Origin of the sequence: Tianweitania aestuarii (assembly GCF_018457165.1) — a bacterium.
GTDB lineage: Bacteria > Pseudomonadota > Alphaproteobacteria > Rhizobiales > Rhizobiaceae > Tianweitania > Tianweitania aestuarii.
Map to the genome: position 1 here is coordinate 701,231 of NZ_JAFMNX010000002.1, position 13,429 is coordinate 714,659.

The 13,429-nt window shown below is 62.4% G+C and carries 12 protein-coding genes; 4 read left to right on the plus strand and 8 right to left on the minus strand.

The features are described 5' to 3' along the window. Positions 1-8: 8 nt before the first annotated feature. The 3 genes from JYU29_RS11440 to JYU29_RS11450 all read right to left on the minus strand — a co-directional run bounded on the left by JYU29_RS11440 (position 9) and on the right by JYU29_RS11450 (position 3,655). On the minus strand, positions 9-1,085 hold the full coding sequence (locus tag JYU29_RS11440) for a glycosyltransferase family 4 protein (protein WP_213984912.1): 1,077 nt from the start codon (positions 1,083-1,085) through the stop codon (positions 9-11). Then, positions 1,085-2,566: a class I SAM-dependent methyltransferase gene (locus JYU29_RS18345; protein ID WP_250157349.1), complete on the minus strand. Its 1,482-nt coding sequence runs from the start codon at positions 2,564-2,566 to the stop codon at positions 1,085-1,087. Before JYU29_RS18345 ends, JYU29_RS11440 begins: the two co-directional genes overlap by 1 nt. Positions 2,567-2,638: 72 nt before the next feature. Further along, positions 2,639-3,655, minus strand: coding sequence for a pyridoxal-phosphate-dependent aminotransferase family protein (locus tag JYU29_RS11450; RefSeq protein ID WP_250157350.1), 1,017 nt, complete (start codon positions 3,653-3,655; stop codon positions 2,639-2,641). A 342-nt stretch (positions 3,656-3,997) separates the two neighbouring features. Between JYU29_RS11450 and JYU29_RS11455 the strand changes: the two genes are divergently transcribed. Together JYU29_RS11455 and JYU29_RS11460 are read left to right on the plus strand one after the other, a co-directional pair. Continuing rightward, positions 3,998-4,789, plus strand: coding sequence for a GGDEF domain-containing protein (locus JYU29_RS11455; RefSeq protein ID WP_213984914.1), 792 nt, complete (start codon positions 3,998-4,000; stop codon positions 4,787-4,789). An 86-nt stretch (positions 4,790-4,875) separates the two neighbouring features. Next, on the plus strand, positions 4,876-5,337 hold the full coding sequence (locus JYU29_RS11460) for a MaoC family dehydratase (RefSeq protein ID WP_213984915.1): 462 nt from the start codon (positions 4,876-4,878) through the stop codon (positions 5,335-5,337). Here the strand turns inward: JYU29_RS11460 and JYU29_RS11465 are convergent. Both JYU29_RS11465 and JYU29_RS11470 read right to left on the minus strand, forming a co-directional pair. Next, complete coding sequence (locus JYU29_RS11465) at positions 5,334-6,308, minus strand: NAD(P)H-dependent flavin oxidoreductase (RefSeq protein WP_213984916.1); 975 nt, start codon at positions 6,306-6,308, stop codon at positions 5,334-5,336. The genes JYU29_RS11460 and JYU29_RS11465 overlap by 4 nt on opposite strands. Positions 6,309-6,321: 13 nt before the next feature. Beyond that, a complete protein-coding gene (locus JYU29_RS11470) occupies positions 6,322-6,987 on the minus strand; it encodes a TetR/AcrR family transcriptional regulator (RefSeq protein WP_213984917.1) in 666 nt (221 codons plus the stop codon). Between the two features lie 91 nt (positions 6,988-7,078). Between JYU29_RS11470 and JYU29_RS11475 the strand changes: the two genes are divergently transcribed. After that, positions 7,079-8,245 carry an acetyl-CoA C-acyltransferase gene (locus JYU29_RS11475; RefSeq protein WP_213984918.1) on the plus strand — a complete coding sequence of 389 codons (1,167 nt, stop codon included), beginning with the start codon at positions 7,079-7,081 and terminating at the stop codon, positions 8,243-8,245. A 19-nt stretch (positions 8,246-8,264) separates the two neighbouring features. Beyond that, on the plus strand, positions 8,265-9,317 hold the full coding sequence (locus JYU29_RS11480; protein ID WP_213984919.1) for a phosphotransferase family protein: 1,053 nt from the start codon (positions 8,265-8,267) through the stop codon (positions 9,315-9,317). 3 nt (positions 9,318-9,320) lie between these two features. On the opposite strand, the gene JYU29_RS11485 is transcribed toward JYU29_RS11480, so the two are convergent. The 3 genes from JYU29_RS11485 to JYU29_RS11495 form a co-directional block, all read right to left on the minus strand. Further along, entirely contained in the window at positions 9,321-11,273 is a 1,953-nt protein-coding gene (locus JYU29_RS11485) for a putative bifunctional diguanylate cyclase/phosphodiesterase (protein WP_213984920.1), read from the minus strand. Positions 11,274-11,437: 164 nt separating this feature from the next. Further along, positions 11,438-12,655 carry an acyl-CoA dehydrogenase family protein gene (locus JYU29_RS11490; RefSeq protein ID WP_213984921.1) on the minus strand — a complete coding sequence of 406 codons (1,218 nt, stop codon included), beginning with the start codon at positions 12,653-12,655 and terminating at the stop codon, positions 11,438-11,440. 10 nt (positions 12,656-12,665) lie between these two features. Beyond that, positions 12,666-13,418 carry an SDR family NAD(P)-dependent oxidoreductase gene (locus JYU29_RS11495; RefSeq protein WP_213984922.1) on the minus strand — a complete coding sequence of 251 codons (753 nt, stop codon included), beginning with the start codon at positions 13,416-13,418 and terminating at the stop codon, positions 12,666-12,668. Between the last annotated feature and the right edge of the window lie 11 nt (positions 13,419-13,429).

Below are 13,429 nucleotides of genomic sequence, written 5' to 3' on the forward strand. Positions count from 1 at the left end.
TGCGATCTTCATGCAGCACGCGCCGACGTGCCGGTTCGGCCGAGCGCGCCGTCGAGAAGAGCGTCCACCACCGGCTGCCAACCGATCTGCATGTCGCCATAGCGCGCCCGCCCCGCCTGCCCCATCGCAGCGGCTTTGGCGGGATGATCGACGATCTGCACCAGCGCTTCGGCGACCGCTTGCGGGGTCGGCGCTGAGATCAGACCGGTTTCGCCATCCACCACGAATTCGAGTGGGCCGCCGGAATCTGTGCAGGTGATGACCGGCTTGCCCGACAGCATCGCTTCCAGCGTGACATAGCCGTAGTCTTCATCGAGCGGACCGAAGAACACCGCGGAGGCATGCGCATAAAGCGCGATCATCTCGGGGCGCGAGATCTCGCCGAGAAAGCGCACGCGGTCGGTGACGCCGAGTTCGCCGGCGAGATCTTCGAGAAAGGCACGACGCCCGCCGGTGCCGCCGAAGATGACCTGCACGGGACGCGGACAGGCCGCAACGGCCCGCAGCAGCAGGTCCTGACGCTTCAGGATTTCCAGCCGGCTCGGCGCGAAGATGTAGGGCATGGCTTCGGCGCAATGGAAGGCGTCGGCGTTTGCCGGCGGATGGTAGAGCGCCCTTGAGGCGATACCGTTATAGTGCTGCAGCCGCTGCGACACGCGCTCGGCGATGGTGAAGACCGCCTTGGCGCTACCGAGGCTCTTGTTGTCGGCCTCGATGATCTCGGTGCGCAGCGCATCGGTTTCGGCGTGCCCCTTCGCCCAGCCATAGGGCGTGTCATAGAGGTCATAGGCGGGGCGATGCTGATGCAGGAGCCACAGCGCCTTGTGGGGGTGCTCGATTAGGTAAGCGGGGAATTTGAGGCAGATCAGGGCGTCGATCTGGCCGCCATGGTAGCGCGAGAAATCGACCGACCCGGCCTGGCGCATCGCCTCATGCGCGGCGGTAGGCGGTTCGAAGTGGAACGGGATGCGGATGCCGTGCAGGCTGTGGCCGGCACGGCGAAAGGCGTCCTCCAAACCGGCCGCAAGGAACTCCGCGCCGCCGAAAATGCCCGGCGTGTAAACGGTGGCAACGCCGACGCGCATCAGGAAGCGGCGTCCAGACGCGGCTTGCGGGCGTAAACGGCGTAATCGGCCGGCTGGCGGAACCAATCGTTGAGCTCAACAGGTGCGAAGCCGCTTTCGGGCTGGTCGAGCTGGCAGTCTTCATCACGCCGGATGATGCGGACATCGCTGAAGCCGCGCGTTTCGGCGATGAAACGAAGGAAGTCGGGCGGCAGCGGCTTGTTGTGGGTCGGGTCGTAATGAAAGGTGCAGGCGCCGACCACGAGATTTTCCGGGTTGGGCGTTTCAAACAGAACAAAGCCTTCGGGCGCCAGCGCGGCGTAAGCAGCGTCGAACAGCGCAACGAGATCTTGAAAGGCGAGATGCTCCACGATGTGGAAGCCGGTGACGGCGGCGAGGCTGCCCTCCTCCAGGCCACGCAGATAAGCGATGGCGTCACCTTCCTGCGCGTCGAGCCCGCGTCCCCTCGCTTCCGCTGCCATGGCGCCGTTGAGGTCGATGCCGCGGGCAGCGACATTGGCGTCGCGCAACAAAGCCAGCCACTCGCCACGCCCGCAGCCGATGTCGAGAACGGTGCCGCCGGCGGCAACAGGCGGCGTTTCGCAGGTGAGACCGAGATACCGGCGCAGGCGCTGGCTGATCAGCTCCGTGGAACCGCGAAAGCGGTTCTCGAAGGCGATATAGAGGCTGTCGAGTGAAGCATCTTCGGCGGCTTGCAGCGCCGGAGTTTGCGTTGCCGCTTCGGGCAAAGCGCTGCGGGCTTGGTCGATAAAGGCGGTGAGCTGGCGCTGTTGTTCCATGAGTTGCCGGCGCGCCGAGGTGAGTTCGGACAGGGCGTTGTCGCGGCTGTCGATCACCTCTTGTGCCAGCGCATGGGCCTGATCGGCCGCTTGCTCGGCTTCGATGACGCGTTGTTCCAGCTTCTGCAGGGAACGGCGCACGCTGGATAAGGACGCGTTGACGGCGGTGACGACCTCGCGCTGGCGCCGATCGCTTGAAGCGATGCGCTTTTGCAGGCGGCGCTGGCCGTGCGGCAAAGCGAGATAGGGTTTGAGGCGGAAGAGAATGCCGCCGACGACCGGCAGTCGTTTCGCCCAACCAAAGCGGGAACGGCCATCGAGATCGGCGATCTCCACGCCGCGCGCTTGTCCTTCCGGTGAAGCGCGCAGGGAGCGCAGGATATCGGCTGGGCCGGTATGACCTTCGCGCAGAACGGGCAGATAATGGCTGAGGCCGGATTCATCGATGTCGCGCCCAAGCACGGCGCGATACGCGGCATGAAGAAAGGCGAGTTCATCCATGCCTTCGAATTCCGCCAGCGCGAACTGCCTGCGCTCGCTGGGAAAGCTTTCGTCGCCTTCATGCAGGCTCTCGACCCGCACGACGCTAAGCGCACGGCGATCGGCCTGTGCGGGCGATGGTGCGATCGTTCCAAGCTCGGCACGGATGCTCGCCAGGATTGCATCGATGTCACGCTGAGGGTCAGCCAGGGCTTCGCTCATCCGCCGAAATGCTTTCTTCTTTGATCCAAAAATGCATTGGCGGCTTAGCGCGAGTTGAAACGAAACGCAACCCTAGGTAGATAATTCCACAACCTGTAGTGCGGCTTCGATCGCCGCGCCGGGAGACGTGTCGAAGCCCAGTCTTTGCAGGCTTCCGCCCAGTGCCGACAGCGCCGCGATCGCGTGCAGAGGGTGCGCGGCTGGACCCATGTGAGCGACGCGAATGGCCTTGCCGGTTGTAGGCCCTCGCCCGCCGGATACGAGAAGGCCATAACGGGCCCGCAGATCCCCGAGAAGCTCGGCCTCACTGACGCCTTCGGGCAAACGCACGACGGTGGTCGTGGGCGACGCGATGGCGTCGCTTGCCGCCCAGATCGACAGACTGAGCGCAGCAATGCCGACACGAAATGTGCGCGCGGTCAGATCATGGCGCGCCCACACGGCTTGCGGTCTTTCTGCAAGGTAAAGATCGAGCGCGGCATCGAGGGCGTTGATGTCGGCGATGGAGGTCGTGAAGGGAAAGCGCCTGCCGCCCAGGCCTGCGTCCTCCCAATCGAGGATGCTGAGCACCGATCCGCGTGGCGCGGTGGGATTGGCTTTCATCTTCGCCCAGGCGCGCGTGCTGACACCGAGCAGCGTGAGGGCCGGCGGAGCGCCGAGGCATTTGGCGGGTCCGGTGACATAGATTGCAGCCTGGCAGTCTTCGGGATGCGTGTTCATGCCGCCGAAAGAGGACACGGCATCCACGATCAACAACGCACCATGATCCGCCACCACCGCCCCGATCTCGTTGATCGGATTGATCGTGCCGCATGGCGTTTCATGGTGGCAAACCGACACGACGGCGGTTTGGGGATAACGCTTCAGAAGATCGCTCACCGCGTGGGAATCGATCGCCTGGTTATCCGGGACTTCGAGATCGACGACCTGGGTGCCGTAACGCCGCGCCCACACGCCGAAGCCCCGGCCGTACGGCCCGGAAACGAGGTTCAACACAGTGTCGTCGGATGCGATCAGCGATGCTGCGGCCGCTTCCAACCCCAGCACGGGCTCACCCTGCAAAATGAGCGGTTTGGTGGAAAGTTGCATTGCCGATTGCAACCTTTCGACGACGAACTCGTACTTAGCCGAGTATGGCAGGTCGTCATCATAAGGCACCTGCCGTGACAGTGCATGCAGCACTTCAGGATAGACCGGCACCGGTCCAGGGGTGAGACTGAGCACAGGGGGTTTATCGTGAGGATAACGCATGCGCCGATCCTTGGAAGCTACTCAAACACGATGTAAGATTTAAGCCTCTTTGCGAAGTTCCCGTTCCAAGGCAAAGGCTCGCTGCCCAGGCGGTTGAAACCATCGCATCAATATCATTCTTTGACGAACCTAGAAACGGTCGGCGCCCTTTCAAACAGCTGACATGATCTTATAGTGACAATGACCGTTCTGAACACGAAGCGAACCGTACACACCTGGCCGCAGATCATTCTGTTTACGGTTCTTGGCACGCTGCTCTGCATCGCGCTGGCCTTTATCATCGACTGCTTCTCGTTCGAACATTGGCGCTTCCAGTGGGGCTCCGATCCCCAGAACAACATCATCATTCCGGGCCTCATCGCCCCGCCTATCTTTTTCTTCCTGCTGAGCCGGATGCGCGAGCTGGCGATCGCGCATCGGCAGCTGCAACTCCTGGCTTCCACCGACAGCCTGACCGACTGTCTGACGCGGCGCGCCTTTACGACATTGGTTGATGCCTACCTCGAACAAGTCAGCCTGGAGGAGAAGCAGCGCGGCGGTGCCCTGCTCGTGATCGACGTCGACTACTTCAAGGTCATCAATGACGAGTTCGGGCATGACGAAGGCGACCAGGCGCTGCGGATGATCGCCAACAGCATCAAGTCATCGCTGCGCGAGATCGACCTGGTCGGCCGCATTGGCGGTGAAGAGTTTTCCGTGTTCTTGCCTGGCGCGGCTCCCGAGGCGGCGCAATCGGTGGCGGAACGCATCCGCCAGAGCGTGGCTCAAAGCTTGTTTGCACCCTTGGGAAAACCAATCCGCATGTCGGTCAGCGTTGGCGGAGCCACGTTCGAGCCGCCGTCGCGCTTTACGCAGCTTTATCGCGAAGCGGATCAACAGCTTTACCGGGCAAAGCGTACGGGCCGGAACCGGGTTCTGTTCAAGGCTTCCGGCACCGGCACGATCGCACTGCCGACCACGGCGCTACACTGAGCGTATACCGGCACCGGCGCATGATGCTGCGGCGTTTGAAGCGTGCTAGGCTGGTGTCCAGTTTTTCAGACCGGACTTTTTAGCGCATGCATATCAAGTACCAGGACTTGCCGGCCTTGGCTGGCCAGGAAATTGGCGTCAGCGAGTGGGTGCTGATCGACCAGGAGCGCGTCGATCGCTTCGCCGAAGCAACGGGCGACTTCCAGTGGATCCATGTCGATGTGGAGCGCGCGACACGCGAGCGCGGCGGCACGGTTGCGCATGGCTATCTCACCCTGTCGCTCGTGCCGGGTCTGATCGAAAAGCTTCTGACCTACGAGGATGTCAGCCACACCATCAATTATGGGGCCGATCGCCTGCGCTTCACCGCGCCCGTCCCGGTTGGCAAGCGGGTGCGCATTCGCAAGGTGATCAAAACCGTCGAACCCCGCGCAGGCGGCCTGCAATATCTGGCCGAGATCACCGTCGAGATCGAGGACGAGGAAAAGCCCGCCCTTGTGATGGCCATGCGGATGCTCGTTTTCCCCGCTGAGGCAGACGCGGCTTAAGACAGCGCGATCTGTTCCACGATCGGTGCCGTCGAAACGAATGGATCGAGCGCGGCATCGTTGATCGCGTCGCGATATTCCGCAATCAAGCGCCGCACGAGCTCGGCGGCTGCCGGAACATCATTGATCGCGCCCGTGCCCTGCCCGGCCGACCAGACGTTTTTCCAGGCGCGCGCTTCGTTTTCCATGTCCAGCGTGCCGTGCTGAACGAGATTGTCGGGATCAAGCCCGGCAGCCACGATGCTCGGGCGCAGGAAGTTGGCGTTCACGCCTGAGATGGCCGGTGTGTAGAGAATGTCGGCGGCGTTGGCCGCAACCAGCATCGCCTTCTGCTCTTCCGACACCAGCGCTTCCTTCGTGGCAATGAAGCGCGTGCCGAGATAGGCCATGTCAGCGCCCATGACGCGCGCAGCCGCAATCTGGCGCCCATCGGACATGGCGCCCGACAAAACGATCGTGCCGGAAAAGATGCTGCGGATTTCGGAAATCAGCGCGAAGGGGCTGATGGAGCCGGCATGTCCGCCTGCACCCGCAGCCACGGCGATGATGCCGTCCACACCCGCTTCGGCAGCCTTTTCGGCATGGCGGCGGTTGATCACATCGTGAAAAACGAGACCGCCATAGGAATGCACGGCATCCACCACGTCGCGCACGGCACCAAGCGAGGTAATCACCAGCGGCACCTTCTTCTGCACGGTGATCTTGAGGTCGGCTTCGAGACGCGGATTGGTCTTGTGAACGATCAGGTTGACGCCAAACGGGGCGGCGGAGGAGGTTTCGCCAAGGCGCCGCTGGATTTCGTCCAGCCACTCCGCATAGCCTTCGCTGCTGCGCTGGTTGAGGGCCGGAAAGGTGCCGATCATGCCGGCGCGGCAGGTTTCCACCACGAGGTCGGGGCCGGACGCCAGGAACATGGGAGCCGCAATCGCCGGGATCTGCAGCCGGCCTTCGAAACTCTGCGGAATGCCCATCAATCGAACTCCCCTATTCGCCCTCGGCGACCTTGTGTGATCGCGCAGCCAGGCCGCCAATCAGCATATCCACGCTATGCTCTGCAATTTCGCGTTTGGATAGGGGGCCAGCCGGGTCATACCAGCGCGAAATCCAGTTCAGGGCGCCAAGTGCCGTAAAGGTCGTCAGCCTCACATCAGCCACGGCGATCGAACCATCTTCCATGCCGGCTTCAATGACCCGGCGCACGATGACGTCCGTGTCGCGCTTGAGCGCCTTGATGCGCGACAGGCTTTCGGGCGACAGCGCGTGATCGGGGGTGCGGCCGACGCAAGCGCCGAAGCCGTCGCTCATCATCATCGCATAGTCGATCAGAAGCGCGTGCAACCGCTGCAACCCATTGCCGCCCGCCTGCTCGGCGGCTTCCGCTGCCTGCCTGATTTCCTCCAGCCCGCGCTGCACGCAGGCAAACAGGATCTCATCCTTGTTGGCGAAGTAATGATAGATCGTGGGCTTGGTGACATGCAGCGACACCGCGACATCTTCCAGCGAGGTCGCGTGAAAGCCCTTTTCGTTGAAGAACTCCACGGCCCGCAACAGCACGGCTTCGCGCTTCGACGCGCGGTCGCGCTGTCTTTGCTCGGGCTTCGGCCAAGGAGAAACCTCGGTCGCGCGTTTCACCGTCGCACCAGTTGTCATCGATTGTCCGGAATAATCATAGCTCTTGCGTAAGTCCTATACTCGCGAGTAAACAGCTGTCAAACAGCCCACCTGTCCAAGGAGGATCATCATGATCTCGTCGAGCGATCCCATCGTCATTGCCGCCGCCGCCCGTACCCCGATGGGCAGCTTCCAGGGTGAATTGAAGAAGGAAAGCGCCGTTACGCTTGGCGCGGCCGCGATCCGCGAAACGCTGTCGCGCGCCGGCATCAACGGCGGCGACATCGACGAAGTCGTGATGGGCTGCGTGCTGTCGGCCGGCCTCGGCCAGGCCCCGGGACGCCAGGCTGCGATCGCCGGCGGCGTGCCGCAGGCCGTTCCGGCGTCCACCATCAACAAGATGTGCGGCTCGGGCATGAAGGCCGCGATGTTCGCGACCGATCTGGTGGCCTCCGGCAGCGCCAACATCGTTCTGGCCGGCGGCATGGAAAGCATGACCAACGCGCCATACCTGCTTGAAAAGGCCCGCGGCGGTTATCGCATCGGCCACGGCCGCATTCTGGATCACATGATGCTGGACGGCCTCGAAGACGCGTATGATCGCGGTCGCGCCATGGGCACCTTTGCCGAAGACACCGCGCAGCATTATCAGTTCACTCGGGAAGCGCAGGACAACTACGCGTTGGAATCCCTGTCACGCGCCAAGCGGGCGATCGAGGAAGGCCGCTTCCAGGCCGAGATCGTGGCCGTGGATGCCTCCACCACCGACGAACAGCCCGGCAAGTCGCGTCCCGAAAAGATCCCGCATCTGAAGCCTGCCTTCCGCGAAGGTGGCACGGTGACCGCAGCCAATTCCTCCTCCATCTCGGACGGCGCGGCGGCTCTCATCATCACCCGCATGTCGGAAGCCGAAAAGCGCGGCATGACCCCGCTCGCCACCATCCATGGCCATGCCAGCCATGCGCAGGAGCCGAACTGGTTCACTACCGCGCCGGTTTTCGCCATGCAGAAGCTGCTCGACAAGGTCGGCTGGACGAAGAACGACGTCGATCTGTGGGAAATTAACGAAGCCTTTGCCGTTGTGCCGATGGCTGCGATCCACGATCTCGGCATTTCGCATGATGTCGTCAACATCAATGGCGGCGCCTGCGCGCTCGGCCATCCGATCGGCGCTTCGGGCGCGCGCATCATGGTGACGCTGTTGAACGCGCTGAAGGCAAACGGCCTCAAGCGCGGCGTGGCATCGCTGTGCATCGGCGGCGGCGAAGGCACGGCCATGGCGGTCGAGCTCGTCTGAGCGGCAGCGCGAGAAGCGCATGGCGGCGGATCTGAAACAGAGTGGAGGACAGGGCGAGCTCGCGCTCTCAACCCTGTCCGATTACCTGAAAACAAGGCTGCCGGACCTGCGCGGCGAGCCTCGCTTGCAACAGATTTCGGGTGGGCAATCGAACCCCACCTTCTTTCTGTCCTTTCCCGATCGCGAACTCGTGCTGCGCAAGCAGCCGGCCGGCGAGCTTCTGCCGTCGGCCCACGCTGTCGACCGCGAATACCGCATCATGGCGGCGCTGGCCGACCACGGCGTTCCGGTGCCGCGCATGGTGCTTTATGAAGACGATCCCGCGCTTCTCGGCACCAAGTTCTATGTCATGGAGCGGCTTGATGGCCGCGTCTTCCACGACAGCCAGCTGCCGGAACTGGCGAAAGACGAGCGCGCCAGCGCCTATCGCGATCTCGCCACCGTGCTTGCGCGCCTGCATTCCGTGGACGTCGCCGCTGCCGGGCTGAGCGACTTCGGCAAGCATGGAAGCTACTTCGCGCGCCAGATCGCGCGGTGGACCAAGCAGTGGCACCTCTCCCAAACGCGCGAAATCCCGGACATCGATGCGCTGGCTGCCTGGCTGCCGCAGAACATTCCGGCCGATGATCGCACCACGATCGTGCATGGCGATTACCGGGTCGGCAATGTCATGCTGCATCCGACCGCACCGCAGATCGTCGGCGTGCTCGACTGGGAACTAGCCACACTCGGTCACCCCTTCGCAGATCTCGCCCATACCGAAACACTGTGGTTCATCACCCCGCAGGAATATGGCGGCGTGATGGGGGTCGACTTCGCGGATCAGGGCCTGCCGACGCGCGAAGCCTTCGAGGAGATCTATCTCGGGGCCGTAGGTCTCAGCGAAGGCCTCAAACCCTTCCACCTCGCCTTCGCCTTGTTCCGCTTCGCCGTGATCTTCGAAGGCATCGCAGCCCGCGCGAGGGATGGAAGCGCCGCCAGCGCCAATGCGGCGGAGGTCGGCAAGCTGTCGAGCGTGCTAGCCGGACGTGCAGTCGGTATTCTGTCGGGCGATCGGGGCTGGAAGGGCTGAGCTTCAGCCAGAGGGCGGCTTCTCGCCCGTTTCGATCAAGACCAGAGCTTCGGCGCCTGACATGGGATACCCGATGGCAAAGCCTTGCAGTTGGTCGCATCCGAGCGCTTCGAGAGCATCGATCTGAGCTTCCTCTTCCACACCTTCAGCCAGGCAGCTTGCTTTCACGTTCCGGCTCATCGCCACGATGGTTTCGATGATCGCCTCGGCACCGTCATTCTTGCCGAGCCGACTGACAAAGCTGCGGTCGATCTTGATGAGGTCGGGCTTGAGCTTGTGGATGTAGCTCAGGCTCGAATAGCCGATGCCGAAATCGTCCACGGCAAGCGCAATGCCCTTGGTCTTCACCAGCGCCACGGTGTCGAGGATCATATCGAGCGATCCGAGCGCCGTTTCGGTGACTTCAAAGCTCATGCGTGCGGCATCGAAGCCTGAATGTTCGAACTGCTCCAGAAGCTCCAGCATGCGGGGCGGAGACAGGTCGCGCGCGGACAGATTGACCTTGAGACTGATCTGCGCGGGCCATCGGCTCGCCTGGGCAACGGCCTTGTTCATCACGCTGCGGGTCACGGCATGAATGACATCGCTGCGCTCGGCGATCGGGATGAACTCCGATGGAAAAACCTGGCCGAGAACCGGGCTGTTCCAGCGCGCCAGGGCTTCGAAGCCGATCAACTGGCGGGAATGCGCATCAACGATCGGCTGAAAGAGAACATAGAGTTCTTCTTCAAGCTTGGCGGCGCGCAGAACCTGTTCGACATGACTGCCGCGCTTGCGTTGGACCTCGTGTTCGGCCCGGAAAATGGCGACCTGGTTGCGGCCAGCTTCCTTGGCGTGAAACAGCGCGTAATCGGCCCGCTCGATATGGCGACCGTGAGCCGCGCCTTTGGGGTCGCAATCGTTGTAGACGCCCACCGACGCGCCGACGGACAGTGTGAGGGCCTCAAGAACCACGGGTGCATTGCAGGCAGCGATGAGCCGCTCACCATAGGCCTGCACCTTGGCGTCTCGAAACGCCTTGTTGAAGACCACCGCAAATTCATCACCACCTATACGCGCCGTGCAAAGACTGTCAGGCGTTTCCCGAGCGATACGGACGGCTATCTCGCGCAAAACTTCATCGCCGATCGCATGGCCATGCAGGTCGTTGATCTGCTTGAACCCGTCGAGATCGATCACAAGAACGGTCGAAGCCGCTTCGATCTGGCTTAACTCCTCGAGAACCCCATAGAACCTGCGCCTGTTGGCAAGGCCCGTCAGCGCGTCCGTGTTGGCAAGACGGGTTTGGTAAGCGTTCATCTGCGACAACCGGGAGCGCGACAGAACCAGATCCTCGAAATCGCGCGCGAACACGAACACCACGTAAACCATGGCGGAGGCAACCAGAACGAGGTTGATGGCCACCGCCTGCTCGACACGCGAGCCGTTCCACAGGAGAAACAAAGCAAAGGGCGGGATCACGAAGACGGTGGTCACCAGCGCGGGAACGCGCGCATGCATCAGGAGATTGATGCAGGAGATCACCGTCAGACCCACAAACAATGCAGCATGACCATGTTGCGTCATGTGCCTGGTGGCGTCAGTGTTGAGCCTCTCGTCAATGAGATAAAGCCCCATGGCCCAGGCAAGTGTCACCGAAGACAAAATAGCGGTAAAGGGTGTCAGGCGCCGCAGGATCCGGCGTGCTTCAGCGGCTTCTATGGTGACGGTCTGCAAACGCTGCCAGTGGATCAAGCGCGCGACCATCAGGGTCACGAGAACTGCCGGTACATAGCGGGACAGCACAGCATGGACCTGCTGATGCGTGATCGCCACAGCCAGCGTGTTGATGCTGAGAACCGCGTAAAGGATCGGAATGCGCTTCTTCAACGCATCCAGTTGAGCGACCACGAGCTCGTCTGACGCCCGGGCAGTGAGCCCGTTCCTGAGTTGCAGAAGAAGATCGCGGAGCGCCATTGAGATCTCGAAAGGCCTTTTGGCTATTGTCGCATTGCAAGGCTAATGAACTGTTCTGACCGCGAAAAGAATCCTCGTTCAAGCGCCCTTTCATCATCAATATTGAAGACCGGGTGACTTCCTGTTCCCTTGAGAAGAACAGACCTTGATCAAGGCACTTTTGTTCATCGTTCGACTGCGCCTTCCACCGGCCAGCGCCAAAACGCCTCGCCTTCTTCCGAAAGATTGCGGTTCAGCACCATCTTGTGGACTTCATCGGCGCCGTCCACGAGCCGCGCCTGCCGGGCATAGCGGTAGATCCATTCCAGCACCGTGTCCTTGGAATAACCTCGCGCGCCGTTGATCTGGATGCCGGTATCGGCGGCCTTGTGCAGGAGGTTCGCGACATGAACCTTGGCCATCGACACTTCCTTGCGGGCGTATTCCCCCCTATCGAGCGCGTAGGCCGCCTTCTGCACGAGCAGGCGACCGATCTCGATCTGCATCGCGAGATCGCCCAGCATCAGCTGGATGCTTTCCCGGTCGGCCAGCCGGATGCCGAAGCCCTGGCGGTTCTCGGCATAATCGCGCGCAATCTCGGTGCAGCGCTTGGCAAGACCAAGCCAGCGCATGCAATGCGTGAGCCGTGCCGGGCCAAGCCGCGTTTGCGTGACGCGCATGCCCTTGCCTTCACCAAGCAGGATCTCGCTTTGGGGGATCTCCAGCCCGTCGAACTCGATCTCGCAATGACCGCCATGTTCTTCCGGGCCCATGATCGGGATGCGGCGCTTGATGCGCCAGCCCGGCTGGTTCTTGTGGAACAACAGCGCCGACAGCCCGTGACGCGGATCATCTGATGTGCGGGCGATCAGGATGAAATGCTCGGCGTCTTCAGCGCCCGTGATGAACCACTTCGTGCCATGCACGACATAGGTGTCGCCCTTTTTGACCGCACGCGTCTGGATCATCTGCGGATCGGACCCGCCGCCCGGATGCGGTTCCGTCATGACAAAGGCCGAGCGCACGTCACCGCGCGCGATCGGCATCAGCCATTTCTCCTTTTGCGCGGGCGTGCCTATCTTTTCGAGCACCATCATATTGCCGTCATCCGGCGCGGCCGAATTGAACACGGCCGGACCGAAGATCGAGCGGTTCATGGCCTCATAGCAGACCGCCATGCCCCGTTTGTCGAGGCCTTGCCCGCCGCTCTCCGCCGACAGCTGAAGGGTCCAGAGACCTTCCGCCTTGGCCTTGGCGCGCAGCGCTTCCAGAAGCGGCAGCGCGATATTCTCATGCGCATCATAGGACGCCGGATCGGCCTCGAGCGGCAGCACCTCGCGCGCCACGAAATCGGCGATACGCTGGCGAAAATCCTCGACGCGGGCGGGAATGGTGAAGTCCATGCTGATCCTCCTAAAGCGAGGCGTTCGAGTGGCCGCCATCCACCACGAGAGCCGTGCCCGTGATGTAAGCGCCGGCTTCAGAAGCCAGCAGCAACATGGCGCCATCGAGGTCTTCCATGCGCCCGAGCCGGCGCTGCGGAATGCGCTTCACCATCGCCTCGCCGGCGGGCGTGGCGAAGAAATCGCGATTGATCTCGGTTTCGACATAGCCGGGGCAAAGCGCGTTGACCCGGATGCCATAGCGCGCCCATTCTAGCGACAGCGCGCGGGTGAGATGAACGAGACCGGCTTTCGACGCGGCATAGGCAGATAGCTCGGTGGCAACCCGCAGGGCGACGATCGACGCCACATTGACGATCGAACCGCCGCGCTCTTCCTGCCGCAACGCTTTTGCCGCAGCCTGCGCGACCAAAAACGGCCCTTTCAGATTAACGTCGAGCGTCGCGTCCCAATCACCTTCAGTGAGATCGAGCGCCCGCGCCGCGCCGCTGATGCCGGCATTGTTGACCACGATGTCGAAAGGCTGGTCCGCCTCGGCAAACAGGTGCGCGATCGACGCACTGTCGCGAACGTCCAGCGCGACAGCCGTGGCCTCCGCGCCTGAACTGCGCAAAGCTTCGCACTCGGCTTCGATCCTGTCCAGGCGGCGGGCAGCCAGAGTGACGGCGGCACCGCGTTGCGCGAACAATCGCGCGAAATGCTGACCCAGCCCGCTCGACGCGCCGGTAATCAGCACGCGCTTGCCCCTGATGTCGTCGAACATGCAGGCTCCTC

What these genes read in the sequence shown, in the direction of transcription:
- JYU29_RS11440 (WP_213984912.1), bottom strand. Translation starts at nt 1,085, where the DNA reads ATGCGCGTCGGCGTTGCCACCGTTTACACGCCGGGCATTTTCGGCGGC.
- JYU29_RS18345 (WP_250157349.1), bottom strand. Translation starts at nt 2,566, where the DNA reads ATGAGCGAAGCCCTGGCTGACCCTCAGCGTGACATCGATGCAATCCTG.
- JYU29_RS11450 (WP_250157350.1), bottom strand. Translation starts at nt 3,655, where the DNA reads ATGCAACTTTCCACCAAACCGCTCATTTTGCAGGGTGAGCCCGTGCTG.
- JYU29_RS11455 (WP_213984914.1), top strand. Translation starts at nt 3,998, where the DNA reads ATGACCGTTCTGAACACGAAGCGAACCGTACACACCTGGCCGCAGATC.
- JYU29_RS11460 (WP_213984915.1), top strand. Translation starts at nt 4,876, where the DNA reads ATGCATATCAAGTACCAGGACTTGCCGGCCTTGGCTGGCCAGGAAATT.
- JYU29_RS11465 (WP_213984916.1), bottom strand. Translation starts at nt 6,308, where the DNA reads ATGGGCATTCCGCAGAGTTTCGAAGGCCGGCTGCAGATCCCGGCGATT.
- JYU29_RS11470 (WP_213984917.1), bottom strand. Translation starts at nt 6,987, where the DNA reads ATGACAACTGGTGCGACGGTGAAACGCGCGACCGAGGTTTCTCCTTGG.
- JYU29_RS11475 (WP_213984918.1), top strand. Translation starts at nt 7,079, where the DNA reads ATGATCTCGTCGAGCGATCCCATCGTCATTGCCGCCGCCGCCCGTACC.
- JYU29_RS11480 (WP_213984919.1), top strand. Translation starts at nt 8,265, where the DNA reads ATGGCGGCGGATCTGAAACAGAGTGGAGGACAGGGCGAGCTCGCGCTC.
- JYU29_RS11485 (WP_213984920.1), bottom strand. Translation starts at nt 11,273, where the DNA reads ATGGCGCTCCGCGATCTTCTTCTGCAACTCAGGAACGGGCTCACTGCC.
- JYU29_RS11490 (WP_213984921.1), bottom strand. Translation starts at nt 12,655, where the DNA reads ATGGACTTCACCATTCCCGCCCGCGTCGAGGATTTTCGCCAGCGTATC.
- JYU29_RS11495 (WP_213984922.1), bottom strand. Translation starts at nt 13,418, where the DNA reads ATGTTCGACGACATCAGGGGCAAGCGCGTGCTGATTACCGGCGCGTCG.